A 23,031-nucleotide genomic window follows, 5' to 3' on the forward strand; every position below is an offset into this window, starting at 1 on the left:
GTTCCAAGTCGCACCAAGGCCTCACGCCAGTCCTTAACGGGACTGCGCGTGACCCGAGTTCTGCAGCGCGTGAACGATGGCCGTCGCCGAACTGGCTGACGTCGAGCGACCTTCACAAACCCCTTGCCGAGCGAGCGCCATGGCATGCTTTGATGGCAAGTTGTCGTCGAGTCCTTGCCATTGCGGATTTTGCACCGAAGACCATTGCCCGCTGGCGGTGTAACGGGCATAGGTCTTGAACTCCCCGGTGGCGCAGCGAATTCCCTCGTACATGGCATTGATCGACCCTGTTGCATTTGACGCGACCACCACATAACGGACGATGCCGTCAGGTGTAATGGTCAAGGTGGCCGGATCGACACCAAAGCGCAGGGAGACATATTTCGGCATCTCAATCGAAATCAGCCGGTCTTTGTTAAATGCCGGCGGCAGAGGTGTTTCGGTTTCCTTCCAATCAGGGTCCGTCACCACCTGCGCAGACGCACCCAGTGCCATCAGCATCAGGCCAAGCCAGAAAATTCTCTTTTTAAACTTCATTCGACTTCTCGGTCATGACCGGAAAAGAGCCGGTATGTGGATCCGGCTCGAATGAGCCGCCGGGTGGCAACTCGAAATTGGCACCTGGCAGGGCGTCAAACGCCCCATCCTGGTCGTGCGGGCGCATGCCTTGGCGCAGGAATCGGTTGCGGTGCTCGTTGCGCGGCAGGTAGCGCGCCAGTTCAGTCAGCGCCGTTTCGTAAACGCCGCGTTTGAACTCAACCACCGCATCCAGCGGCACCCAGTAATCATTCCAGCGCCAGGCGTCGAATTCGGGATGGTCCGTAGCACGCAGGTTCAAATCCCAGTCGTGACCCACCAGTTGAAGCAAGAACCAGATTTGTTTCTGGCCTTTGTAATGGCCGCGCGCATCGCGGCGAATGTATCTGTCCGGCACCTCGTAGCGCAACCAGTCTCGGGTGCGGGCCACAATGCGAATATGCTCACGATAGAGCCCGACTTCCTCGTGCAGTTCGCGCACCATGGCTTGCTCGGGGGTTTCACCCCGGTCAATGCCACCCTGCGGAAACTGCCATGAGTGTGTACGAATTCGCTTGCCCCAGAACACCTGGTTTTTCTGGTTGAGCAGGACGATGCCGACGTTGGGCCTAAAGCCGTCCCGGTCAAGCATAATCAAACCCCAATTTTTAAACTGTGTCCATTATGCACAGCACGCGCTGTGCAGCAAGGGGCGTAGCCCTCAGTTTCTTCCCGGATATCTGCCATGAAAGCCTCCCAATTCTTTATTTCCACCCTCAAGGAAGCGCCTGCGGACGCGGAGGTGGTCAGTCACAAGCTGATGATGCGTGCCGGCATGATCAAAAAGCTCGGCGCCGGCATCTACAGCCTCATGCCCATGGGCTTGCGCGTGGTGCGCAAAGTGGAGGCCATCGTGCGCGAAGAGATGAACCGGGCCGGTGCAGTGGAGCTGAGTATGCCGGTGGTGCAACCTGCCGAACTCTGGGCTGAGACCGGTCGGTTCGAGACCATGGGCCCCGAGATGCTGCGCATCAAGGACCGCCACGGTCGGGATTTCGTGGTCCAGCCGACGAGCGAAGAGGTGGTGACTGACATCGCACGCCAGGAGATCAAGAGCTACAAACAGCTGCCGAAAAACTTCTACCAGATCCAGACCAAGTTCCGTGACGAACGCCGGCCACGTTTTGGTCTGATGCGTGGCCGTGAATTCATCATGAAAGATGCCTACAGTTTTGACCGAGATCAAGCTTCAGCCAAGGCCAGCTACCAGGTGATGGCGCAGGCTTACCGCAAGATTTTCGATCGTTTTGGCTTGACCTACCGGGCCGTGGCGGCGGACAGCGGTGCGATTGGCGGCGACCTGAGCGAAGAATTCCAGGTGATTGCCGCCACCGGCGAAGATGCCATCGTGTATTGCCCCACCAGTGATTACGCAGCCAATATGGAAAAGGCGGAGGCGCTGGCACCTGCTGGACCACGACCCGCTCCGATGCAAGCCATGGTGAAAACTGCTACGCCGGGCAAAAGTACCTGTGCCGACGTGGCCGAGTTGTTGGACGTGCCGCTGCAAACAACGGTCAAGTCACTGGTACTGGCGACAGACACGCTCAGCAAAGAAGGCGAGATCGTCAAAACCCAGGTGTGGCTTCTCTTGCTGCGTGGCGATCACGACATGAATGAAGTCAAAGTGGGCAAGTTGGCGGGACTGGCCGATTCCCGTTTCGCCACGCTGGCCGAAATTGAAGATCATTTTGGTTGCAAGCCCGGCTACTTGGGTCCCATCGGCTTGCAGAAACCAGTCAATATCGTGGTCGACCGAGATGTGGCTGCCATGAGCGACTGGATTTGTGGCGCCAACGAGCCCGACTTCCACATCACTGGCGTCAACTGGGGGCGCGACCTGCCCGAACCCACACTCGTGGCCGATCTGCGCAATGTCGTGGCCGGCGACGCATCGCCCGACGGGCAAGGTGTGCTGGCGATTGAGCGTGGCATCGAGGTCGGCCATGTGTTTTACCTCGGCACCAAATACAGCCAGGCGATGAATGCCACTTTCCTGGACGTGAACGGCAAACCGAGTTTCATGGAAATGGGCTGTTACGGCATTGGTATCACCCGCCTGCCCGCAGCCGCGATTGAGCAAAACCACGACGAGCGCGGCATCATCTGGCCCGACGCGTTGGCGCCATTTACCGTTGTACTGTGTCCGATCAGCCCGGATCGTTTCCCCGATGTCAAAGTGGCGGCCGACAAGTTGTATGCTGATTTGATCGCTGCCGGTGTGGATGTGATTCTGGATGACCGGGGTGAGCGTCCCGGCGCAATGTTTGCCGATTGGGAACTGATTGGTGTGCCGCACCGCGTGACCCTGGGTGACCGGGGGCTGAAAGACGGACAGGTCGAATACCAGCATCGCCGCGATGCGGCGGCGACCAATGTGGCTGTGACAGAAATTTTCGGCCTGATCCAGTCCCGCCTGACAGCATGACCTTGCCGCTGGCGGCCACCCTGGTTTCCAGGCGAATCAGCCTGATATCCCTGATTTCAGGGATTGGCCTGCTATCAGCCCAAGAGCAGGCCGCCGCCGGGCGCCAGATGGAAGAGCCGCTGATGGACTCGGTGCGCACCGCCTTGAGTTCGGCCATTTCCAACCATGCACCGCCGGTGCCGGAGTTCTCCGATACCGAGTCCCGCCTCAAATATCTGCGCTGGCTGGGCGGCATGAGCGATCGTCTGCGCAAGAAGAAGCCGGAATGGAACGTGCGCAAGGAGTTTCTTCAAACCCTCTGGTACGAAAGCCGGCGCGCGGGCCTGGACCCGGCGATGGTGTTGGGGCTGGTGCAAGTGGAAAGCAATTTCCGCAAATTTGCCGTTTCTAGCGTGGGTGCCCGCGGTTACATGCAGATCATGCCGTTCTGGACGCGGGTGCTGGGCGATGGTGACGCCGGCAAACTGTTTCATATGCAGACCAATCTGCGTTTTGGCTGCGTGATCCTGCGCCACTACCTGGACCGTGAACGAGGCGATGTCTTCCTGGCGCTGGGACGCTACAACGGTTCGCGCGGCAGAGCCCCGTACCCGAACGCGGTGCTGGGCGCGAAAAGGCTGTGGGAATATCCCACGGCCTGAAGGCCAAGGCTTGGCCCTCCGTGAAGGGCCTTATTGCAGAAAACCGATCTGCCCTTTTTTGAGGCCCGCCTTGGGCAGGTCGGCCACGCCGATCTCATCGCGCCGTTCCAGCTGGGCGTTGCCAAAGCCGGTCATCAAGGCCCGGCGCATCTCCCGTGGCGCCATCTCGCACAACTGGTCAAGCACGTCGTCGTTCGGTTCGGGTGCAAAACGCGCGCCCCAGCCATGTTCGTTGCGAATGGTCTGGTACAGATTGCGGGCAATCTGGCGTGCTGCATCCTGGGATGGTGGCTCCACCACAAACACATTCATGCGGTTCAAAATCGGCTCCGGGATGGCGCGTTCGTCGTTGGCTGTGGTGATCCAGATCACCTGGCTGGCGTCAATGGCAACCTCGGCAAACTCGTCGGTAAAGCTCTGCGCCGTATCGTGCTCCAGCAGGCTGTACAAGGCGCCCAGCGGGTCGTACTGCGCGTCGGCGCTGGCCTTGTCAATCTCGTCCACCACGATCACCGGATTGGCATATTCGCCGTCCACCAGGGCCTCAAACACTTTGCCCGGTTTGGCCCCTTTCCATTGCGACGACGAGCCCGACAGCAGCCAGCCGGCCGTCATGGAACTCATGGGCACCAGACTCATGCCGGTGCCGAGCAGGTCGGCCAGCTTTTTGGCAAAGTGGGTTTTGCCAATACCGGGCGGGCCGAGCAACAAGATGGGCGTGACCTCCAGCCCGTCGCGGCAGTCCTGGGCCAGGGCGACATGGCGTTTGACGTCGTCCAGCACCTCAGTGAAGTTGGGCAGGGTGTGATACAGGCCCGCCATGTCGGGTACGCCCGAGGGTTTGACCTGAAAGCGCTGGGGCCCGCGTTCCAGCATGCGCTGGTAGGTGGCGCGCAGGCTGTCGTGCTCGTGGTCTTGCAGCTTGGCCAGCTTGCGCTCGACCTCGTCGGGCTGGAACACACGGCGCATTTGCGCCACCGGCAGGTGAAACGGTGAAGACTGGGGAACAAGACTGCGAGATTCCATGATGGACTCCTGAGTAGTAACTTTCCAAGCAACAACCACAACCCCATTCAAGCACAAGTTGTGCCTGCTATTAACGCAATTAGGGCACCAAAAAGTGACATTGTTCGGTTGAATAACAAAAAAGCCACCTCGCGGTGGCTTTTTTGTTGCATGCGTATCCAGTCACTGGCCTGCACACATGGAACCGGGATTGGCCCGGCGGCTACTTCAGGATTTGGCCGTCAAGGCCTGCTGCAACTCACCGTTTTCGTACATTTCCATCATGATGTCCGAGCCGCCAATGAACTCACCCTTGACGTAGAGCTGGGGGATTGTTGGCCACTGGCTGTAGTCCTTGATGCCGGCGCGAATTTCGTCATCTTCCAGCACATTGACGGTCTTCAGCGCCTTGGGGTCCACGCCACAGGCTTTCAAAATCTGGATGGCGCGGCCCGAAAAACCGCACTGGGGAAAACTGGCGTTGCCCTTCATGAAAAGGACCACTTCGTTGGATTTCACCAGTTCGTCAATGCGTTGTTGTGTGTCGCTCATGTCAATAGTCCTCGTAAATAGATGGCGCAATTATTTCACCTTCGCCCGCGCCGCGCCGCAGGTAACCCCGCACCGAGAAGGGATTGAAATTGATTGCTATTTTATATATAGCTTACTACGCTTATTCGATGGGGGCTAGAGGCCTATTTTGCATATAAAAGGTGAATCTTTCGCCCCTCTTGGGATTTTCCGCTCCATCCGGCAATGCGCGAAAATGGCAGCCTGACAATTACATTTGCAACTCAAGCACACCTATGAAGATCGAAAAAGACACCGCCGTCACCTTGCGCTACAAGGTGGCCGACACCTTGGGAAAAGTCCTGGAGGAAAGCCAGGAGCCCATGGTTTACCTGCATGGCGGCTACGACAACACCTTCCCCAAGGTTGAGGCTGCGCTGGAAGGCCAAATGCCGGGCTTCCAGACCACGCTGGAACTGCAGCCGCAGGATGCCTTCGGCCTGCGCGATGAGAGTCTGGTGCAGACCATTCCCAAGACCCAGTTCCCGCCCGGCGTGAAAGTGGGCGGGCAGCTGCAGGGCCAGGGCGAGGACGGGCATGCGCATGTGTTCACCGTGATGAAGATCAAGGGCGACACGGTCATGCTGGACGGCAACCACCCTTTGGCCGGCAAAGCCTTGCGTTTTGGCGTCACGGTCGTGTCGGTTCGCCCGGCGACCGAAGAGGAAATTGCGCACCGCCATGTGCACGGTGAGCATGGTCACCACCACTGAAGTTTGGTAACCCTGAGTCCGCGAGAAGGCTAGCGCGTGCGCAAGGCTGGCAGCAGGCGTTCCACGCTGTCGACGGACACCCGTTGGGCATCAGGAGCCAGCGGCGCCAGCATGTTGAAAGTCTCTGCGCTCAGCCGGCCGACCAGATGAACAAGCTCGCTGAAGCGCAGCCCCTGGCGCACCAGAAACGCCACATACGTGTGGCGCAGTGCGACCGGGGTGATGGATTGAGGGTGTTCTAGTTCGGCGTCATAGGCGCTGGAGGTCACGACAGAATGGATGTCCTCGGCGTCCAAAGCGCGATCCTTTGCCTTTAGAAACAAGGGTGTGTCCGGCGAGCCCGCGTGCCGGTGCGCCGTCAGTGCAAGCAATTGGGCTGGCAAGGGCAGCGCGCGGCTGGATTCTCCCGGCACCTGTAGCGTGTCTGTTGCGGTATCCACATGCTGGCGCCGCAAAGACACCACCTCATCGGCGCTCAAGCCGCACAGCAGGCAGGCCAGGATGGCCAGATTCTCGGGCGCCGCGGACGCCAGTAATTTTTCGACTTCGTCGGAGCGCAGCTCGCGCGGCAAGGGATTGCCCAAAAGTCGGGTGTCCTGACCGCCCGGCAGCGGCGGACTTGAAGCTGACCCTGCGCCAAGCGCTGGTCCGATGGGCTGGGCGATCGCCATCCACGGCTGGGGCAGGATCACAGTCGAGGGGCCAGGGGGCTGAATTTCCTTCCGGTTGAAAAATTCCACGAACCAGACCGCCAGAAAACCCAGCGCGAGGGAGGCGGCCAGGCTGATGCCGGCGTCGCGCCAGTACAAGGGGCGCCAAGCTCCATCGGGCGTCACCGCCGGTTCCACCACCAGAATGCGCGGCCGGCGTGCTGTTTCACTGGACTCCATGGCGAGCAGCTTCTTTTTGGCGTTCTGGCGCATTTCCTCCAGACCTTTCATCTCCTCCTGCATGCCCTGGTATTCACTAAAACGGCGGCTGAAGACCTGCACGCTCTGTTTGTCGTCCGCGAGTTGTTGTTGCAGGCGCTGGGTCGCGGCGCGCACGCTGGCGAGGTCTTCGCGCGCCTCGGCCAAGCCCATTTGCTGGCTTTTCTGCCGTTCGCCGTCCAGTTGCAGCTCCAGGTTGGAAATTCTGGTCTTGAGAGCCTTGGAAGGGGCGTCCATGTCCATGTACTGCGGGGTGAACTGGCGCTCCAGAGCGCGCCATTCTTCCCGGGCCTGGGACAGGCGAGCCTCGATATTGGCGACCGTGGGATTGTCTTTGGCCTGTGGCGTGCGTTTGCCTTCTGCGATGGCCTGTTCAATGGCCCGGACCCGGCCGGCGGCGATGGCTTCACGATCGGTGGCGGTGCTCAGGGATGTGCTCAGTCCTCGCAGCCGCGACAGGGTCTGGTTCTCGTCGCGCTCGCTGGACACGATGTTGGACTGCAATCTGTAGGCTTCCAGATTTTTTTTCTTCTCCGCCACGTTGGCTTCTATGACCTGAAGCGCTTGGCGGGTTTCAAGCAACTGGGCCTGGGAGGCTGCGTTGCCCGTTGCTGCCTGCTCGTCGCGGTAGGTTTCGATCAATGTATTGATCAGCCGCGCCACCAAAGCTTGCTCAGGACCCTGCGCCTGCAGCTGCACCATCTGCGTACCTTCAACCGGCGTTACCGTCAGCATGTTTTGCACCGTCATGATGGGATCGGCATCCAGACCCTTCAAATGGCCGAGTTCCTGCAGCTTCTTGACGACTTTTTCAAGTAGCGGGCGGCTGGTGAGTATCTGCACTTCACTTAGAAAGTCGGGTTTGGCATCCGGGACGGCGGGTGTGTCGCGGAGCGCCACCCGTTCGGCCGGTGTGACCAGCACCCGTGCATTGGCCATGAAGATGGGACTGCGCAGGAAGGTGTAACTCAGGCTCACCAGCAGGCACAGCACGAACACGCCGGAGAAAATAAATATCCGATGTCGCATCGCCCTGCTGCGTGGCGTGGGTTCGACATTCGCGTTGGCGTAACCAGCGTGCCGTGTTCCGAATTCATTCGGAAACACCCGCTGCAAGGGGACTGACTGATCGCTCATAGGCGTTGATTGGAGCGGATCATTCAGGCAGTCGAATTGAAAATGATCAATGCAAGCCGGAAGAAAGTTGTTACCAAATGCTGGATTGGCGCGACCACGCGCGCCAGTCAGACCTGCGGCAGGTGCCCACCGCTGCAGCGCTCAATGCCGCTCAAGTCATTCCGGGACTGGACGTCGCAGAAGCCGGCAGCCGTCAGCAAGCCACGTACTGCTGCGGCCTGGTCAAAACCATGCTCCAGCAGCAGCCAACCGCCCGGATGCAAATGGGCCGGGGCCTGGGTGATGATGCGGCGGATGTCATCCAGACCGTCCGGGCCGGACGCTAGCGCCTGCAGGGGTTCGTGGGTGAGGGCGCGCAGGTGCTGGTCTTGCGCGGCAATGTAGGGCGGGTTGGAGACGATGACCTGAAAACGCGCTTGCACGCCGTTCAGCCATGAACCCTGCAGGAACTGCACATCGAGATGGAGGCGTTGCGCGTTGGCGCGTGCGACCGCCAGCGCGTCCTCGCTGTAGTCGATGGCGCTCAGTTGCAGATCCGGCCGCGTTGCCTTGAGTGCCAGCGCAATGGCGCCGCTGCCGGTGCCGAGGTCGAGCACGCTCAAGTTGGGCGCCGCCGGGAGCACCGCCAGCGCCCACTCCACCAGTGTCTCGGTGTCGGGCCGGGGCACCAGCACCCGGGCGTCGACCCGCAGGTCCAGGCCAAAAAACTCCTTGTGACCGGTGATATAGGCCAGCGGTTCGCCTGCAGCGCGGCGCTGCACGTTGGCGTCAAACGCGGCTTGCACTGTTGGCCCCAGCATGTCGGTGTCGTGCGCGTGCAGCCAGGCGCGCTCATGGGCGTTCTTGCCGAGCGCGCGCAGCAAAAGCAGTTGCGCGTCCAGCCGGTCCAGCCCGCCGGCGATGGCGGCCGCGATAGCCTGCGACACGCACAGCGCTGGCTTTGCCGGTCTGTTCATTCTGATACCCCTGTTGTGTGCAGATGAGCACCTTTTGGCCGTATGCTGTCAGCCTGAACCAACCAAGGCTTAGGGGTCAACATGCACAGCGCACCAGTCAAGTACCTGATCGTGATCGACTCGGGGGGACCCATGGTGGCGCGGCTGTTCAATGCGGAGCGTGCCCCGGTGATGGACATGGACGCCTCGACCGAAGAGGTGGTGGCAACGATTGACGGCCTTATGCCGACGGCCAGCGCCGCTGACCCTGAATGGGACCGGGCGCTGGCGGGACACAGCGGGATTGAGCGGGCGATGGCCGAGGTCTACACCTTGGCGGTCTGAGACCGGGGCGGCGTTCATGTCGCGCCCACTTCCAGTGCCGCCAGTTGCTCCGCTGCCTCGTAGGCCTGCAGCGCCTGGACCACGTCGTCCAAGTCACCTTCCATGATGTAGAGCAGCTTGTACAGCGTGAGGTTGATGCGGTGGTCGGTCAGGCGACCCTGCGGGAAGTTATAGGTGCGGATGCGGTCGCTGCGGTCGCCCGTGCCGATCAGGCCCTTGCGCTCGGCGGCGTCTTTGGCGGCACGCTCGGAGCGGTCTTTTTCATGGATGCGGGCGGTCAGCACTTTGAGCGCCTGGGCCTTGTTGCCGTGCTGGCTGCGGCCTTCCTGGCATTCGGCCACTATGCCGGTCGGGATGTGCGTGATGCGCACCGCCGAGTCGGTTTTGTTGATGTGCTGGCCGCCGGCGCCGCTGGCGCGGTAGGTGTCGATGCGCAGGTCCGCCGGGTTGATCTGGATCGCCACCGCCTCATCCGGCTCGGCCAACACCGCCACCGTGCAGGCGCTGGTGTGGATGCGTCCCTGCGTCTCGGTGGCCGGCACGCGCTGCACGCGGTGGCCGCCGGATTCGAACTTGAGGGCGCCGTACACGTTGTCACCCTCAATGCGGATTACCACCTCCTTGTAGCCGCCCAGTTCGCTGGAGGATTCGCTGATGATCTCGGTTTTCCAGCCGCGGCGTTCGCAGTAGCGCGTGTACATGCGCGCCAGATCGCCGGCAAACAGGGCCGATTCGTCGCCGCCGGTGCCGGCGCGGATTTCCATGAAGGCGTTGCGTGCGTCGTCCGGGTCTTTGGGCAGCAGCATGCGCTGCAGCTCGCCTTCCAGTTGCTGCAGTTCGGCGGTGGCGCTGTCGATCTCTTCTTGCGCCATCTCGGTCATGTCGGCGTCGTCTGAAGCACTTTTAAGCATCTCCTGCGCCGCGGCCAGATCGGCCTCGCGCTGGGTATAGCGCGCCCAGCGGGTCGCCACCGCGGAGACTTCGGTGTGCTCGCGCGACAGTACCAGGAACTGCTTCATGTCCTTCATGATGTCTTCGCGCGAGAGCAGGAATTCAAGCTCGCCCAAGCGGTCGGCATAGCGTGCGAGTTGTTGACGGAGGAATGGTTTCATGAGTGATCAGACGATGCGGGACAGGGAGATTAAGGTTGCAGGATTGGCCTTTTTGACCGTCATTGCGAGCGAAGCGTGGCAATCTAGGAGTCATGGATTGCCACGCTTCGCTCGCAATGACGAGACAGGATTGGATTGCCGCGCGGAGCTCGCGATGACGAAGGGTTGCGTCAGGACAGCGTCGCTAACGTTCTTTGCGCAAAAAGAAGTGCTGAATAGCGGTGCTGGCGCGCTCCCGTGCCGTGGCGTCGCCGGCATGCAACTCGGCCATGGCGCCATGCAGCATCTTTTGCGTCAACCCTTTGGAGAGGGCTTCGAGCACGGCATCGACATCCTCGCCTTTGGCCAGCAGCTTGCGGGCGCGTGCCAGTTCGGCGGCGCGCCACTGGTCGGCCTGGGCGTTCAGTTGTTGAATCAAGGGCACCGAGCCGCGCTGGTCGACCCAGTGCATAAAGCTTTGCACGCCCGCATCCACAATGGCTTCGGCCTGGGCGACGGCCGCCTGTCGGCTGGCTTGCGCGGTTTGCACCACACCGGCCAGGTCGTCCACGGTGTACAGGTACACGTCTTCCAGCGCCTTGACTTCGGGCTCAATGTCGCGCGGCACGGCCAGATCCACCATGAACATGGGGCGGTGCTTGCGGCGTTTCAAAGCCCGCTCCACGGCACCCAGCCCAATGATGGGCAGCGTGCTGGCGGTGCAACTCACAACGGCGTCAAACTCATGCAGGCGCTCCGGCAGATCAGCCAGGCGCATGACCTCACCGCCAAAGCGGCTGGCCAGCTTTTCGCCGCGTTCCAGTGTGCGATTGGCAATGGCGACGGCTTTGGGGTTCTTGGCGCAGAAATGGGTGGCGCAGAGCTCAATCATCTCGCCGGCACCCACGAACAAGATTTTCACCTCACCCAGGTCTTCAAACAACTGTCCGGCCAGGCGCACGGCGGCGGCGGCCATGCTGATGGAGTGGGCGCCTATCTCGGTCGAGGTGCGCACTTCCTTGGCGACGGCAAACGAGCGCTGGAACAACTGGCTGAGCGTGGTGCCCAGAGAGCCCGCGGCTTCGGCGGCCCTTACGGCATCCTTGAGCTGGCCCAGAATCTGCGGCTCGCCCAGCACCATCGAGTCCAGGCCGCTGGCGACGCGAAAGGCGTGGCGTGCGGCAAAACCATCCTGCAGTGTGTAGGAATGGGAGCGCAACAGGGCCGGGGAGACGCCGCCCGAGTGGGCCAGCCAGTCCAGCGTGTGCTCCAGCTCGGGTTTGTCACCGGCACAATAGATCTCGGTACGGTTGCAGGTGGAGATCAGCGCCGCCTCCGGCTGGCGGGAGAGCGACTCGCGCAAACCGCGCAAAGTCGGCTCGATTTGATCGAGCGCGAACGCAAAACGACCGCGCAAATCGAGCGGTGCGGTCGTGTGATTGATGCCTAAAGCCCAGACTGCCATATGGGGATTATAAAATCAGCCCGCGTTGATAACCAGCCAAACACTTTTACTTATCCATAGATCAATTCACCGATGGGCCCGCTAGACCTCCTGAACCACTTGTTGAATTTCATCGCACCGGCTTTGTGGGTGGCTGTTCTGGTCGCACTGGTTGCCCGTATATTTATGAAAAAACGGCCTTTAGCCCTCGCGCTATATGCGCAAGCAGCTATCAATTTCGTAGTCGGCGTGGGCGCACTTGTGCTTGGACTGTGGTTCTTTGGACATGATGGCAAGATGGCCACGTACACCGGCATGGCCTTACTTTGCGCCACGAGCCAGTGGTTCATGGTGCGTGGCTGGCGCTAAGTAGCGTGGGCGCCGGGCTAGCCCAGCAGACGCCAGGGTGTAGGCAAGTTCCGGCGACATCAGTATTTTCGAGCGATTGATTTGGATCAGGGGTGTTGGGGGGCGGCATCGCTACGCTCCCGGATTCGAATCACGAAACCGGAGACAACATGAAATTTACTGCCTGGCTCGCCGCCTTCACCTTGGCCTGTGGCCTGACTTCCACCGCCCACGCGGCCGACCCCGAATACCTGCGCATCATCGGCACCGACACGAAATTCGTGGCCAAAAATGCCAAGGGCGAAGAAACCGTGATCACCCGTGTGATGACACCTTGCGCCAAAAACAAGGGCTGGATTCAGGCGATGGTCCCCGTGGCGGGCGTGCATCCGGTCGGCGAGATCGAAATTCTGAATGCGATGAACGACCGCGATGCCCTGCTGGTGGACATGCGCGAGCCCGAAGACCGCGCCAACGGCACCATCGCCGGCTCCATGCACATTGTGTACACCGAAGTGGCCGGTCGCCTGAACGAGCTGGGTTGCACCAAGGTCGCCGGCAAATGGGATTGCAGCAAAGCCAAGAAGGTGTATGCCTTCTGCAATGGCCCGGCCTGCCCACAAAGCCCGTCGGCCATCCAGGCCATGACGCGTGAAGGTTTTCCGGCTGAGCGCATCTATTACTACCGCGGCGGCATGCTCGACTGGTCTGCTTTGGGCTTTCCGGTCGTCAAGGGCGACTTTTAAGCCGTCAAACGCAAGCGGGTGAAAACAAGTCCACCCGGTCGGTGATGATGCCGTCCGTGCCCAGCTCGATCAGGCGTTGGGCGGCCCATTCGTCGTTCACGGTGTAACTCAGCGTCCGAAACCCGGCGCTCCGGGCTTGCAACACACTGGACTTGTCCCACAAGGCGTGGTTGCAGACGACGGCCACACAGTCCAGCGTCAGGGCGGTTTCCAGCCAGCCTTTCCACAGCGAATCCAGCAACAGGCCGCGTGGCAGCTCGGACTGGGCGTCGCGTGCTCCTTCCAGCGCTTCCGGGTCGAAAGAAGTCAGCAGCGGCGGCACCGCGGCGCCCTGCCAGAGTCGGGCGGCGTAGTTGGCCACCACTTCGCCGGTCTGGCGCTCCAGCCCCGGCGTGGGCTTGATTTCGATGTTCAAAAAATAGCCGTTGTGCAGGCAATAGCGGGCGATGTTCTCGAAACTTGGCAGGGGTTCGCCTGCATAGGCTCGGGAATGCCAGCTGCCCGCATCGAGTTGCGACAAGGTACTCCAGGGATGATCACCGGCCACGGCACTGTTGCCGGCGCCCAATTGCGCGCGGGCATGGGTGGTGCGCTGCAGCGTCGCGTCGTGCAGCAGAAAGGGAACACCGTCGGCACTCAGCTTGACGTCGCATTCGAACATGCGGTAGCCGTGGCTGGCACCCACACGAAACGCGGCCAGGGTGTTTTCAGGCGCCAGCTTGCCGGCGCCCCGGTGTGCCACCCAGCGCGGGTAGGGCCAGTTGTCATGGGTCACCTGCATCATTGGGACGCCTCCCTGCGCTTGCCGCTGGCGGCGTCAAAGCAGTGCATCTTGTCCGCACGCGGGGTGACGTGGATGGTGCCGCCCAGCGCCGGCACCGCATGGGCTTCTTCGGTGCGGATGATGACCAGCTCGTCGCCGCTGCCGTGAGCCCAGCGGCCGTAGACCAGGCGCTCGGCGCCGAGCATTTCCACCGCTTCCACCTGCAGTGCCCAGCCGGTGGCCGTGATATCGAGATGCTCGGGGCGCACCCCGGTAATGGTGCCCGCTGGCGCATTCGGTGCGTTTTTCAGCAGATTCATCGGGGGCGAACCCATGAAACTGGCGACAAAGGTGCTGGCGGGGCGCGTGTAGACCTCGACCGGCGTGCCAAATTGTTCGACCACGCCGGCGTTCATGACGATCATGCGTTGCGCCAGGGTCATGGCCTCGACCTGGTCGTGGGTGACAAAGAGCGAGGTGATGCCCAGCTCGCGGTGCAGTTTCTGGATTTCGAGTCGGGTCTGGGCGCGCAGCTTGGCATCCAGGTTGGAGAGCGGCTCGTCAAACAGGAACACCTGCGGCTGGCGCACGATGGCGCGCCCCATGGCCACGCGCTGGCGCTGGCCGCCGGAGAGTTCGCGCGGCTTGCGCTGAAGGTAGGGGCCGATTTCCAGAATTTTGGCGGCCTTGTCGACCCGGGTTTTGATCTCGTCCGTCGGCACCTTGGCGATTTTCAGCCCGTAGGCCATGTTGTCGAACACGCTCATGTGCGGGTACAGCGCGTAGTTCTGGAACACCATGGCAATGTCGCGCTCGGACGGCTCCAGCTGGTTGACCACGCGCGGACCGATGGAAATTTCACCGCCACTGACTTCTTCTAGGCCAGCAACCATGCGCAACAGCGTGGACTTGCCGCAGCCGGACGGGCCGACGATCACGACGAACTCGCCATCGCTAATCTCGGCATTCACGCCATGGATGACCTGATTCGCCGACTTGCCGTGCCCGTAGCTTTTGACGATGTTTTTTAATGTGATTGAGGCCATATTCTTAATCAGTTGGCGACAGAGCTCCGCTTTGCTTCGGTCTGTCCCGCAAAGACGTTACTTTTCGGTATCCACTAGCCCTTTGACAAACCATTTTTGCATCAGCATTACCACCAGCGCCGGCGGGATCATGGCCAGCACGGCGGTGGCCATGACCACATTCCACTGCATGTCGGAGTCGCCGCCTGAGATCATGCGCTTGATGCCGATGACCACCGGGTACATGTTCTCGTTGGTGGTCACCAGCAGCGGCCACAGGTACTGGTTCCAGCCGTAAATGAACTGGATCACGAACAGGGCGGCTATCGATGTGCTCGAAAGAGGCAACAGCACGTCCTTGAAAAAGCGCATGGGGCCGGCGCCATCCATGCGGGCCGCTTCCACCAGCTCCTCCGGCACGGTCAGGAAAAACTGCCGGAATAAAAAGGTGGCGGTGGCCGAGGCGATCAGCGGCACGGTCAGGCCGGCATAACTGTTGAGCATGCCCAGATCAGCCACCACTTTGTAAGTCGGGCCGATGCGCACCTCGACCGGCAGCATCAGGGTGATAAAGATGGCCCAGAAGAAAAACATGCGAAACGGAAAGCGGAAATATACGATCGCAAACGCGGACAGCAAGGAGATGGCGATCTTGCCGATGGAAATGATCAGCGCCGAGATCAGGCTCACCATCATCATGCGTCCCACCGGGGCCTTGGCGCCCGATCCGCCACCGGTGCCGTTCCAGGCCGCGGTGTAGTTTTCGATCAGGTGCGCGCCGGGCAGCAGCGGCATGGGCGTCTGCACAATGGCCTGCGAGGTCTGTGTCGAGGCGACAAAGGTCAAGTACAGCGGAAACGCCACCACCAACACGCCCAGAATCAGGACGAGGTGCGAGAGCAGGGTCAGCAGGGGGCGGCGCTCAACCATGGAAGGAGGCTCCGACGAATGGCCGCCGCGCCGGGCCGCCCCAAGCAAGGCACGGCCCCCTCGGGGGGCAGCGCAGTACACGTAGTGACAAGCGTGGGGGTTTCATATCTCAGTAGTTCACTTTCTTCTCGACAAACCGGAACTGCACCACCGTCAGCAAGACCACGATCACCATCAGCACCACCGACTGCGCGGCCGAACCGCCCAGGTCCATGGCCTTGAAACCGTCGTAATACACCTTGTAGACCAGGATGGCCGTCTCTTTGCCAGGGCCGCCCTGGGTCGCGGCATCAATGATGGCAAAGGTGTCGAAGAAGGCATAAACGATGTTGATCACCAGCAGGAAGAAGGTGGTGGGTGACAGCAGCGGGAACACGATGGTCCAGAAGCGCCGCCATGGGCGGGCGCCGTCAATGGCGGCGGCCTCGATCAGTGATTTGGGGATGCTTTGCAGACCGGCCAGAAAGAACAGGAAGTTGTAGGAAATCTGCTTCCAGACCGCTGCCATCACAACCAGCGTCATCGCGTGGGTACTGTTCAGCAAATGGTTCCAATCCATCCCCAGCGCCTGCAGGGCATAAGACACCACGCCCACACTGGGCGCAAACATGAAGAGCCACAAGACACCGGCCACCGCCGGGGCCACCGCGTAAGGCCAGATCAACAGCGTTTTGTAGATCAGTGCGCCTTTCACGATGCGGTCCGCAAACACCGCCAGCATCAAGGACAGGCTGATGCCGGCCACCGCCACCGCCGTCGAGAAAATCGCCGTGGTGTAGAACGATGCCAGGTAGGTGTCGTCGTTCCACAAGTTGCGGAAGTTCTCCAGCCCAACCCATTCGACCGAGGTGCCGAAGGCGTCAGACTGTTGCACCGATTGCAGCAGGGCCTGGACCGCGGGCCAGAAGAAAAATACCGCGATGACCAGCACCTGGGGTGCGATCAGCACCCAAGGCAACCAGCTTGAGCGAAAAACGACGCGTTTTTCCATCAAATTGACGCGTCTCAGCCCTTTTTATTGGCTTTTTCAAACCGCTCCAGCAATTCATTGCCGCGCTTCACGATAGAGTCCAGCGCTTCCTTGGCCGTCTTCTTGCCGCCCCAGACTTGTTCGAGTTCCTCGTCCTCAATGGTGCGGATCTGCACATAGTTGCCCAGGCGGATGCCACGCGACTTGTCGGTGGTCTTGCGGATCATCTGCGTCGGAGCGACATCGGTTCCCGGGTTTTCCTTGTAAAAGCCGGATTTTTCAGTCAGCTGGAAGGCGGCGGTCGTGATGGGCAGATAGCCGGTGCGCTTGTGGCTGGCGGATTGCACCTCGGGGCTGGAGACGTAGTTGAAAAAGGCGGCGACGCCTTTGTATTCCTCCGGCTTCTTGCCGGCCATGACCCACAGGCTGGCGCCGCCAATCACCGTGTTCTGCGGTGCGCCGGGAACGTCCGGGTAATAGGGCAGGGGCGACAGGCCAAAGGCAAACTTGGCATTTTTCTTGACGTTGCCGTAAAAGCCCGACGAGGTGGTGATCATGGCGCACTCGCCGGAAACAAAGGTCGGTTCCGGCACATTGGCCCGCCCCTTGTAGACAAACAGGCCTTGTTTGGCCATATTGGACAGATTCTCAATGTGGCGCACATGCAGGGGCGAATTGACTTTCATGCGCGCATCCATGCCGTTCAGGCCATTGCCCTTGGTGGCAAATTCCACGTTGTGCCAGGCCGAGAAACTCTCCAGCTGGGTCCAGCCCTGCCAGGCAATGGTCAGAGGGCATTTGTGGCCGTTGGCCTTGAGCTTGGCGGCCGCCAGCGCCACCTCCGGCCAGCTGGCGGGTGCCTTCTCGGGGTCCAGGCCCGCGGCTTTGAAAGCGTCCTTGTTGTAGTAGAAAACCGTGGTCGAGCTGTTGAGCGGGAAACTCAGCATCTGGCCGTTGGGGGCCGTGTAATAGCCGGCGACTGCTGATATATAGGCAGACGGGTCAAATTTTTGGCCGGCATCCTTCATCACTTGAGCGACGGGCACGATGGCGTTCTTGCTGGCCATCATGGTGGCGGTGCCCACTTCGAACACCTGCAGGATGTGCGGTGCATTGCCGGCGCGAAAGGCGGCTACGGCGGCGGTCATGGATTCGTCGTATTGGCCCTTGTAGGTCGGCACAATTTTGTACTGGGTTTGGCGGGCATTGAAGTCTTTGGCCAGGTCGTTGACCCATTCGCCGTTGACCGCGGTCATCGAGTGCCACCACTGAATTTCAGTTTGCGCCTGGGCGGACAGGGTAAAAACCGCGGCAACGGCCACAGCAGCAAATTTAAATTTCATGCGATCTCCTTGGATGAAAGGGCTGAGCATAGTGACGCTTTGTGACGGTCGGGCGACAAAAATATGTCAAAAACCATCGACCATTCATTAAACACGCGATTTCGGCGCCGTCTTATCGGGGTTTCCATCAGGGCAGTAGGTGCATGCTGCGCTGCGGTAATATCTCAGCCCAGCCGGGCTTACCCTCACCGCACCTCCGTGTCATGTGCTGGCTGCAACCCTAAGAACCGATGAACGCTCCCATTTTGCTCAATCAATTCGTGCCCGCCGCCCATTTGCCGCACGAACACGCCCGCATTCGCGAAATCCCCTACAACTACACTTCGTTTTCTGATCGCGAAATCGTCATCCGCCTGTTGGGTGCACCTGCGTGGGACTTGCTTAACCGCCTGCGCGACGAGCGCCGCACCGGCCGCTCGGCCCGCATGTTGTATGAAGTGCTGGGTGATGTCTGGGTGGTTCAGCGCAACCCCTATTTGCAGGATGACCTGCTGGACAACCCGAAGCGGCGTGCGCTGCTGGTCGAGGCCCTGCACCACCGTCTGTCCGAGGTGCAAAAACGGCGCACACCCGAGACCGATCCGGAGCGCGATGCGCTGGTGGGCGAACTGCTCAAGGCGGCCAGCCAGGCGGTGCAGGCCTTTGACGCGGCGTTTGTTGAAACGGCGACCCTGCGGCGCAAGGCCCAGCGTACGCTGGTCAAATTGACGGCCAAACACAATATCAAGTTCGACGGCCTCTCCAGAGTGAGCCATGTGACCGACGCCACCGACTGGCGCGTGGAGTATCCGTTTGTTGTGCTGACGCCGGATACGGAAGAAGAGATGGCCGGTCTGGTCAAGGGCTGTATCGACCTCGGGCTGACCATCATCCCGCGCGGCGGCGGCACCGGCTACACCGGCGGCGCGGTTCCCCTGACCTGGAAGAGCGTGGTCATCAATACCGAAAAGCTGGAGGCCATGACGGAAGTCGAGATGCTGACGCTGCCGGGTCTGTCCGAGCCGGTTGGCACGGTCTGGACTGAAGCCGGGGTCGTGACCCAGCGCGTGGCGGATGCGGCCGAACGCGGTGGTTATGTGTTTGCGGTCGATCCCACGTCGGCCGAAGCTTCCTGCATTGGCGGCAATATCGCCATGAACGCCGGTGGCAAAAAGGCCGTGCTATGGGGCACGGCGCTGGACAACCTGGCCAGCTGGCGCATGGTGACGCCGCAAGCCGAGTGGCTGGAGGTGACTCGCCTGAACCACAACATGGGCAAGATTCACGACGCCGAGCTTGCCAGTTTCGAGTTGCAGTATTTCAAGGCCGACGGCAAAACGCCGCTGCGCACCGAGCGGCTCGACATTCCCGGCAAATCCTTCCGCAAGGAAGGTCTGGGCAAGGACGTGACCGACAAGTTCCTGAGCGGTCTGCCCGGCATTCAGAAAGAAGGCTGCGACGGCCTGATCACCAGCGCGCGCTGGGTGGTGCACCGCATGCCGGTGCACACGCGCACCGTGTGCTTGGAGTTTTTTGGCAATGCCAAGAACGCCGTGCCCAGCATTGTCGAGATCATTGATTTCATGTTTGCCGAGCAAAAACGCTCGGGCGTGTTGCTGGCCGGGCTTGAGCATCTGGATGACCGCTACCTGAAGGCGGTGCGCTATGCCACCAAGTCCAAGCGCGGTGGCCTGCCGAAGATGGTGTTGTTTGGTGATATCGCCGGTGACGACGCCGATGCGGTGGCGCGGGCGACGTCGGAAGTCGTGCGCATTGCCAATTCGCGCAGTGGCGAAGGCTTTATTGCCATCAGCCCGGAAGCGCGCAAAAAGTTCTGGGCCGACCGCAAGCGCACGGCCGCGATTTCCCGCCATACCAACGCCTTCAAGATCAATGAAGACGTGGTGATTCCGCTGCCGCGCATGGCCGAATACACCGATGGCATTGAGCGCATCAACATCGAGTTGAGCCTGCGCAACAAAATTGCCCTGTGCGATGCGCTGGACGAGTTTTTTGCCAAGGGCAATTTGCCGCTGGGCAAGTCCGACGATGCCAATGGCATTCCGTCCGCTGAGTTGCTGGAAGACCGCGTGGCGCAGGCCCTGGCCCTGATTGGCGAAGTACGCACGCTGTGGGCGGGTTGGCTGGCGGGCGTGGAAACGCTGTTTCCCGAGCTGCAGGACCACACCCTGCGCGCCAGCTGGAAGACTCAGCTTCGGGCCCCCTTGCAAAACATATTTACCGGCGGCGCCTTTGAACCCATCCTGCTGGAGTGCAACGCCATCCACCAGCGCGTGCTCAAGGGCCGGGTCTGGGCGGCGCTGCACATGCACGCCGGTGACGGCAATGTACACACCAACCTGCCGGTCAACAGTGATGATTACGAAATGCTGCAGGCCGCGCATGGTGCGGTCAAACGCATCATGGCGCTGGCGCGCTCGCTCAATGGCGTGATTTCGGGCGAGCACGGCATTGGCATCACCAAGCTGGAGTTTTTGAGCGACGAAGAGCTGCGCCCCTTCACCGAGTACAAGGCCCGGGTGGACCCGGAAGGGCGCTTCAACAAGGGCAAACTGCTACGCAATTCAGAGCTACTTACGCAGGTAGGACGGGGCCTACAGGCTGATTTGACCAATGCCTACACGCCCAGCTTCGGTTTGATGGGCCATGAGTCGCTGATCATGCAGCAAAGCGATATTGGCGCCATCGCCGACAGCGTGAAAGACTGCCTGCGCTGCGGCAAGTGCAAGCCGGTGTGCTCCACCCATGTGCCGCGGGCCAATCTGCTGTACAGCCCGCGCGACAAGATTCTGGCGACTTCGCTGCTGGTCGAGGCTTTTCTGTACGAAGAGCAGACGCGCCGCGGCATCTCGATTCGCCACTGGCAAGAGTTTGAAGACGTGGCCGACCACTGCACCGTGTGCCACAAATGCCTGTCGCCCTGTCCGGTGAACATCGACTTTGGCGATGTCACCATGAACATGCGCAATCTCCTGCGCAAGATGGGCAAGAAGACCTTCCGTCCGGCCGGCGCCGCCGCCATGTTCATGCTCAACGCCACCAACCCCGAGACCATCAAGTTCGCGCGTTCGGCCATGGTGAATGTGGCGATCAAGGCGCAGCGCGTGGCGCATGACGTGCTCAAAGTGATCTCGCGCAAGCAGACCAAGGCCCCGCCGGCCACGGTCGGCACCGCGCCGATCAAGGAGCAGGTCATCCACTTCGTCAACAAGAAGCTGCCCGGTGGTTTGCCCAAGAAGACGGCGCGCGCCTTGCTCGATATCGAGGACAAGGACTACGTGCCCATCATCCGTGACCCGCAGGCCACGACGTCCGAGACCGAGGCGGTGTTTTATTTCCCCGGTTGCGGCTCCGAGCGCCTGTTCAGCCAGGTCGGCCTGGCGACGCAGGCCATGCTGTGGCACGCCGGTGTGCAGACAGTGTTGCCGCCCGGTTACCTGTGTTGCGGTTACCCGCAGCGCGGTTCGGGCCAGTTTGACAAGGCCGAGAAGATGATCACCGACAACCGGGTGCTGTTCCACCGGGTCGCCAACACGCTGAACTACCTGGACATCAAGACCGTGGTGGTGAGTTGCGGCACTTGCTTTGACCAGTTGCAGGGTTATGAATTCGACAAGATATTTCCGGGTAGTCGCATCATCGATATTCACGAATACCTGCTGGAGAAGGGCATTACCCTGAACAACGCCGGCTCCTTCCTGTTCCACGACCCGTGTCACAGCCCGATGAAGCTGCAGGCGCCGATCAAGACCGTCAAGGCCTTGCTGGGCGACAACGTGATCCAGTCCGAGCGCTGCTGCGGCGAGTCCGGTACCTTGGCGCTGAACCGACCGGACGTGTCCACGCAAGTGCGCTTTCGCAAGGAAGAGGAAATCCGCAAGGGCGAAGCGCAACTGCGCGACAAGGGGCTGTTGGGTGCCAAGGAAAACGTCAAGATATTGACCTCGTGCCCGGCCTGCCTGCAGGGATTGAGCCGGTTTGGCGACGATCTGCAAAACGGCCTGCTGGAAGCTGACTACATCGTGGTCGAGATGGCGAACCAGATTCTGGGCGACCAGTGGATGCCCGACTACGTCAAGCGCGCCAATAACGGCGGCATTGAACGCGTGCTGGTCTAAAACATGGCGAATCCGGACTGCCCCTTGTGCACGGCTATCGGCGGGATGCTGGTATTCCAGGCTGCCAAATTCCGGGTGATCCGGGCGGAGGAGGCCGGTTTCCCGGCGTTCTACCGCGTGGTCTGGACAGAGCATGTAGCCGAATTCTCGGATCTGAGCCTGGCGGACCGAAGCCTGTGCATGGCGGCCGTGAATGTCGTGGAGCTGGCTTTGCGTGCGCAGTTGCAGCCCACCAAGATCAACCTGGCCGCGCTGGGCAATGTGGTGCCGCATCTGCACTGGCATGTGATTGCCCGCTTTGACTGGGACAGTCATTTTCCGTCGCCGGTATGGTGTCCAGCGCAACGGCCGGTCGATGTGGCGGCGCTGGCGGCGATGCAGACGCGTCTGGGCGCTGTGGATCTGGCGATTCAAGCTGAACTTGCGGCGCTGTGTCAGACCGAATGATTTTGACGGGGCAGACCTTCAGCGCTGTCCTTCACTGATTAGACAACTCTTCAATAGGTGATCTTCATGGCAGGTTTGCAATCAGGCGCTCCGACGCCGCAGTCCATCACGGTACACAGCCAGTCCAAAGTGCTGGAGATCAGTTTTTCTGACGGCGCCGCGTTCCGCATTCCGTTCGAGCTGATGCGCGTGTATTCGCCCTCGGCCGAGGTGCAGGGCCATGGGCCGGGGCAGGAAGTGTTGCAGAGTGGCAAGCGGGAGGTCGAGCTGACCACATTGGAGCCCGTCGGCAACTACGCCGTGCAGCCGGCGTTTTCGGACGGACACAGCTCCGGCATTTTTACCTGGGATTACCTCTATTTCCTGGGGTCCCAGCAGGACAAACTGTGGGCCGACTACACGGCCCGGCTGGCAGCTGCCGGCGTCGCGCGTGATGACCCGATGCCCGAGAAACCGGGCCACGGTTGCGCCAGTCACTGACTTACGCGAAGCTATTGAAATAATAGCTGTCTGCGCAACAGGGACGG

The 23,031-nt window shown here is 60.9% G+C and carries 22 protein-coding genes; 9 read left to right on the top strand and 13 right to left on the bottom strand.

Annotation, left to right across the window (positions count from 1 at the left end; genetic code table 11):
• Positions 1 to 33: 33 nt before the first annotated feature.
• Both C5P05_RS06335 and C5P05_RS06340 read right to left on the bottom strand, forming a co-directional pair.
• Positions 34 to 501: a CNP1-like family protein gene (locus tag C5P05_RS06335; RefSeq protein WP_232834370.1), complete on the bottom strand. Its 468-nt coding sequence runs from the start codon at positions 499 to 501 to the stop codon at positions 34 to 36.
• Between the two features lie 25 nt (positions 502 to 526).
• On the bottom strand, positions 527 to 1,168 hold the full coding sequence (locus tag C5P05_RS06340; protein WP_114969004.1) for an RNA pyrophosphohydrolase: 642 nt from the start codon (positions 1,166 to 1,168) through the stop codon (positions 527 to 529).
• 93 nt (positions 1,169 to 1,261) lie between these two features.
• Here C5P05_RS06340 and C5P05_RS06345 point away from each other — a divergent pair, with 93 nt between their 5' ends.
• Together C5P05_RS06345 and C5P05_RS06350 are read left to right on the top strand one after the other, a co-directional pair.
• Complete coding sequence (locus tag C5P05_RS06345) at positions 1,262 to 3,004, top strand: proline--tRNA ligase (protein WP_114969005.1); 1,743 nt, start codon at positions 1,262 to 1,264, stop codon at positions 3,002 to 3,004.
• Positions 3,001 to 3,645, top strand: coding sequence for a lytic transglycosylase domain-containing protein (locus tag C5P05_RS06350; RefSeq protein ID WP_114969006.1), 645 nt, complete (start codon positions 3,001 to 3,003; stop codon positions 3,643 to 3,645). Before C5P05_RS06345 ends, C5P05_RS06350 begins: the two co-directional genes overlap by 4 nt.
• A 30-nt stretch (positions 3,646 to 3,675) precedes the next feature.
• Here C5P05_RS06350 and C5P05_RS06355 read toward each other — a convergent pair whose 3' ends face one another.
• Both C5P05_RS06355 and grxD read right to left on the bottom strand, forming a co-directional pair.
• The gene (locus C5P05_RS06355) at positions 3,676 to 4,671 is read right to left on the bottom strand and encodes an AAA family ATPase (RefSeq protein ID WP_114969007.1); all 996 of its coding nucleotides are present in this window, start codon (positions 4,669 to 4,671) and stop codon (positions 3,676 to 3,678) included.
• Between the two features lie 207 nt (positions 4,672 to 4,878).
• A complete protein-coding gene (gene grxD / locus C5P05_RS06360; RefSeq protein WP_114969008.1) occupies positions 4,879 to 5,202 on the bottom strand; it encodes a Grx4 family monothiol glutaredoxin in 324 nt (107 codons plus the stop codon).
• Positions 5,203 to 5,456: 254 nt separating this feature from the next.
• Here grxD and C5P05_RS06365 point away from each other — a divergent pair, with 254 nt between their 5' ends.
• A complete protein-coding gene (locus tag C5P05_RS06365) occupies positions 5,457 to 5,933 on the top strand; it encodes an FKBP-type peptidyl-prolyl cis-trans isomerase (protein ID WP_114969009.1) in 477 nt (158 codons plus the stop codon).
• Between the two features lie 29 nt (positions 5,934 to 5,962).
• Here the strand turns inward: C5P05_RS06365 and C5P05_RS06370 are convergent, their stop codons facing one another.
• Positions 5,963 to 7,999 carry a GumC family protein gene (locus C5P05_RS06370; RefSeq protein WP_114969010.1) on the bottom strand — a complete coding sequence of 679 codons (2,037 nt, stop codon included), beginning with the start codon at positions 7,997 to 7,999 and terminating at the stop codon, positions 5,963 to 5,965.
• 107 nt (positions 8,000 to 8,106) lie between these two features.
• Positions 8,107 to 8,955 (bottom strand): peptide chain release factor N(5)-glutamine methyltransferase, encoded by an 849-nt coding sequence (gene prmC / locus C5P05_RS06375; protein WP_114969011.1) that lies wholly within the window; start codon positions 8,953 to 8,955, stop codon positions 8,107 to 8,109.
• A gap of 81 nt (positions 8,956 to 9,036) precedes the next feature.
• Between prmC and C5P05_RS06380 the strand changes: the two genes are divergently transcribed.
• On the top strand, positions 9,037 to 9,279 hold the full coding sequence (locus C5P05_RS06380; protein ID WP_114969012.1) for a hypothetical protein: 243 nt from the start codon (positions 9,037 to 9,039) through the stop codon (positions 9,277 to 9,279).
• A gap of 14 nt (positions 9,280 to 9,293) precedes the next feature.
• On the opposite strand, the gene prfA is transcribed toward C5P05_RS06380, so the two are convergent.
• Together prfA and hemA are read right to left on the bottom strand one after the other, a co-directional pair.
• Entirely contained in the window at positions 9,294 to 10,391 is a 1,098-nt protein-coding gene (gene prfA / locus C5P05_RS06385) for a peptide chain release factor 1 (RefSeq protein ID WP_114969013.1), read from the bottom strand.
• Positions 10,392 to 10,575: 184 nt separating this feature from the next.
• Positions 10,576 to 11,835, bottom strand: coding sequence for a glutamyl-tRNA reductase (hemA, locus tag C5P05_RS06390; RefSeq protein WP_114969014.1), 1,260 nt, complete (start codon positions 11,833 to 11,835; stop codon positions 10,576 to 10,578).
• A 102-nt stretch (positions 11,836 to 11,937) separates the two neighbouring features.
• On the opposite strand from hemA, the gene C5P05_RS06395 reads away from it, so the two are divergent.
• Positions 11,938 to 12,183, top strand: a complete 246-nt coding sequence (locus tag C5P05_RS06395) for a hypothetical protein (protein ID WP_332871339.1) — start codon at positions 11,938 to 11,940, stop codon at positions 12,181 to 12,183.
• 149 nt (positions 12,184 to 12,332) lie between these two features.
• The gene (locus tag C5P05_RS06400) at positions 12,333 to 12,908 is read left to right on the top strand and encodes a rhodanese-like domain-containing protein (RefSeq protein WP_114969016.1); all 576 of its coding nucleotides are present in this window, start codon (positions 12,333 to 12,335) and stop codon (positions 12,906 to 12,908) included.
• A 4-nt stretch (positions 12,909 to 12,912) separates the two neighbouring features.
• Here the strand turns inward: C5P05_RS06400 and ugpQ are convergent, their stop codons facing one another.
• The 5 genes from ugpQ to ugpB all read right to left on the bottom strand — a co-directional run bounded on the left by ugpQ (position 12,913) and on the right by ugpB (position 17,939).
• Positions 12,913 to 13,692 (bottom strand): glycerophosphodiester phosphodiesterase, encoded by a 780-nt coding sequence (ugpQ, locus tag C5P05_RS06405; RefSeq protein WP_232834371.1) that lies wholly within the window; start codon positions 13,690 to 13,692, stop codon positions 12,913 to 12,915.
• Positions 13,689 to 14,717: a sn-glycerol-3-phosphate import ATP-binding protein UgpC gene (locus tag C5P05_RS06410; RefSeq protein ID WP_114969017.1), complete on the bottom strand. Its 1,029-nt coding sequence runs from the start codon at positions 14,715 to 14,717 to the stop codon at positions 13,689 to 13,691. The genes ugpQ and C5P05_RS06410 overlap by 4 nt, the downstream gene beginning before the upstream one ends.
• 57 nt (positions 14,718 to 14,774) lie before the next feature.
• Positions 14,775 to 15,626, bottom strand: a complete 852-nt coding sequence (gene ugpE, locus C5P05_RS06415; protein ID WP_114969018.1) for a sn-glycerol-3-phosphate ABC transporter permease UgpE — start codon at positions 15,624 to 15,626, stop codon at positions 14,775 to 14,777.
• A 109-nt stretch (positions 15,627 to 15,735) separates the two neighbouring features.
• Positions 15,736 to 16,617 carry a sn-glycerol-3-phosphate ABC transporter permease UgpA gene (ugpA, locus tag C5P05_RS06420; RefSeq protein WP_114969019.1) on the bottom strand — a complete coding sequence of 294 codons (882 nt, stop codon included), beginning with the start codon at positions 16,615 to 16,617 and terminating at the stop codon, positions 15,736 to 15,738.
• Positions 16,618 to 16,631: 14 nt separating this feature from the next.
• Positions 16,632 to 17,939, bottom strand: coding sequence for a sn-glycerol-3-phosphate ABC transporter substrate-binding protein UgpB (gene ugpB / locus C5P05_RS06425; RefSeq protein ID WP_114969020.1), 1,308 nt, complete (start codon positions 17,937 to 17,939; stop codon positions 16,632 to 16,634).
• 230 nt (positions 17,940 to 18,169) lie between these two features.
• On the opposite strand from ugpB, the gene C5P05_RS06430 reads away from it, so the two are divergent.
• The 3 genes from C5P05_RS06430 (at position 18,170) to C5P05_RS06440 (ending at position 22,984) form a co-directional block, all read left to right on the top strand.
• Positions 18,170 to 22,057 carry a DUF3683 domain-containing protein gene (locus C5P05_RS06430; RefSeq protein ID WP_114969021.1) on the top strand — a complete coding sequence of 1,296 codons (3,888 nt, stop codon included), beginning with the start codon at positions 18,170 to 18,172 and terminating at the stop codon, positions 22,055 to 22,057.
• Positions 22,058 to 22,060: 3 nt separating this feature from the next.
• Positions 22,061 to 22,504 carry an HIT family protein gene (locus C5P05_RS06435; protein WP_114969022.1) on the top strand — a complete coding sequence of 148 codons (444 nt, stop codon included), beginning with the start codon at positions 22,061 to 22,063 and terminating at the stop codon, positions 22,502 to 22,504.
• 66 nt (positions 22,505 to 22,570) lie between these two features.
• A complete protein-coding gene (locus C5P05_RS06440) occupies positions 22,571 to 22,984 on the top strand; it encodes a gamma-butyrobetaine hydroxylase-like domain-containing protein (RefSeq protein WP_114969023.1) in 414 nt (137 codons plus the stop codon).
• Positions 22,985 to 23,031 lie beyond the last annotated feature (47 nt).

It is taken from the genome of Rhodoferax ferrireducens, from assembly GCF_003347515.1.
In the GTDB taxonomy this organism is placed as follows: Bacteria; Pseudomonadota; Gammaproteobacteria; order Burkholderiales; family Burkholderiaceae_C; genus Rhodoferax.

Bases quoted from the DNA above. Each gene is read 5' to 3' on its own strand.
- C5P05_RS06335 (WP_232834370.1), bottom strand. From the start codon at position 501: ATGCTGATGGCACTGGGTGCGTCTGCGCAGGTGGTGACGGACCCTGAT.
- C5P05_RS06340 (WP_114969004.1), bottom strand. From the start codon at position 1,168: ATGCTTGACCGGGACGGCTTTAGGCCCAACGTCGGCATCGTCCTGCTC.
- C5P05_RS06345 (WP_114969005.1), top strand. From the start codon at position 1,262: ATGAAAGCCTCCCAATTCTTTATTTCCACCCTCAAGGAAGCGCCTGCG.
- C5P05_RS06350 (WP_114969006.1), top strand. From the start codon at position 3,001: ATGACCTTGCCGCTGGCGGCCACCCTGGTTTCCAGGCGAATCAGCCTG.
- C5P05_RS06355 (WP_114969007.1), bottom strand. From the start codon at position 4,671: ATGGAATCTCGCAGTCTTGTTCCCCAGTCTTCACCGTTTCACCTGCCG.
- grxD (WP_114969008.1), bottom strand. From the start codon at position 5,202: ATGAGCGACACACAACAACGCATTGACGAACTGGTGAAATCCAACGAA.
- C5P05_RS06365 (WP_114969009.1), top strand. From the start codon at position 5,457: ATGAAGATCGAAAAAGACACCGCCGTCACCTTGCGCTACAAGGTGGCC.
- C5P05_RS06370 (WP_114969010.1), bottom strand. From the start codon at position 7,999: ATGAGCGATCAGTCAGTCCCCTTGCAGCGGGTGTTTCCGAATGAATTC.
- prmC (WP_114969011.1), bottom strand. From the start codon at position 8,955: ATGAACAGACCGGCAAAGCCAGCGCTGTGCGTGTCGCAGGCTATCGCG.
- C5P05_RS06380 (WP_114969012.1), top strand. From the start codon at position 9,037: ATGCACAGCGCACCAGTCAAGTACCTGATCGTGATCGACTCGGGGGGA.
- prfA (WP_114969013.1), bottom strand. From the start codon at position 10,391: ATGAAACCATTCCTCCGTCAACAACTCGCACGCTATGCCGACCGCTTG.
- hemA (WP_114969014.1), bottom strand. From the start codon at position 11,835: ATGGCAGTCTGGGCTTTAGGCATCAATCACACGACCGCACCGCTCGAT.
- C5P05_RS06400 (WP_114969016.1), top strand. From the start codon at position 12,333: ATGAAATTTACTGCCTGGCTCGCCGCCTTCACCTTGGCCTGTGGCCTG.
- ugpQ (WP_232834371.1), bottom strand. From the start codon at position 13,692: ATGATGCAGGTGACCCATGACAACTGGCCCTACCCGCGCTGGGTGGCA.
- C5P05_RS06410 (WP_114969017.1), bottom strand. From the start codon at position 14,717: ATGGCCTCAATCACATTAAAAAACATCGTCAAAAGCTACGGGCACGGC.
- ugpE (WP_114969018.1), bottom strand. From the start codon at position 15,626: ATGGTTGAGCGCCGCCCCCTGCTGACCCTGCTCTCGCACCTCGTCCTG.
- ugpA (WP_114969019.1), bottom strand. From the start codon at position 16,617: ATGGAAAAACGCGTCGTTTTTCGCTCAAGCTGGTTGCCTTGGGTGCTG.
- ugpB (WP_114969020.1), bottom strand. From the start codon at position 17,939: ATGAAATTTAAATTTGCTGCTGTGGCCGTTGCCGCGGTTTTTACCCTG.
- C5P05_RS06430 (WP_114969021.1), top strand. From the start codon at position 18,170: ATGAACGCTCCCATTTTGCTCAATCAATTCGTGCCCGCCGCCCATTTG.
- C5P05_RS06435 (WP_114969022.1), top strand. From the start codon at position 22,061: ATGGCGAATCCGGACTGCCCCTTGTGCACGGCTATCGGCGGGATGCTG.
- C5P05_RS06440 (WP_114969023.1), top strand. From the start codon at position 22,571: ATGGCAGGTTTGCAATCAGGCGCTCCGACGCCGCAGTCCATCACGGTA.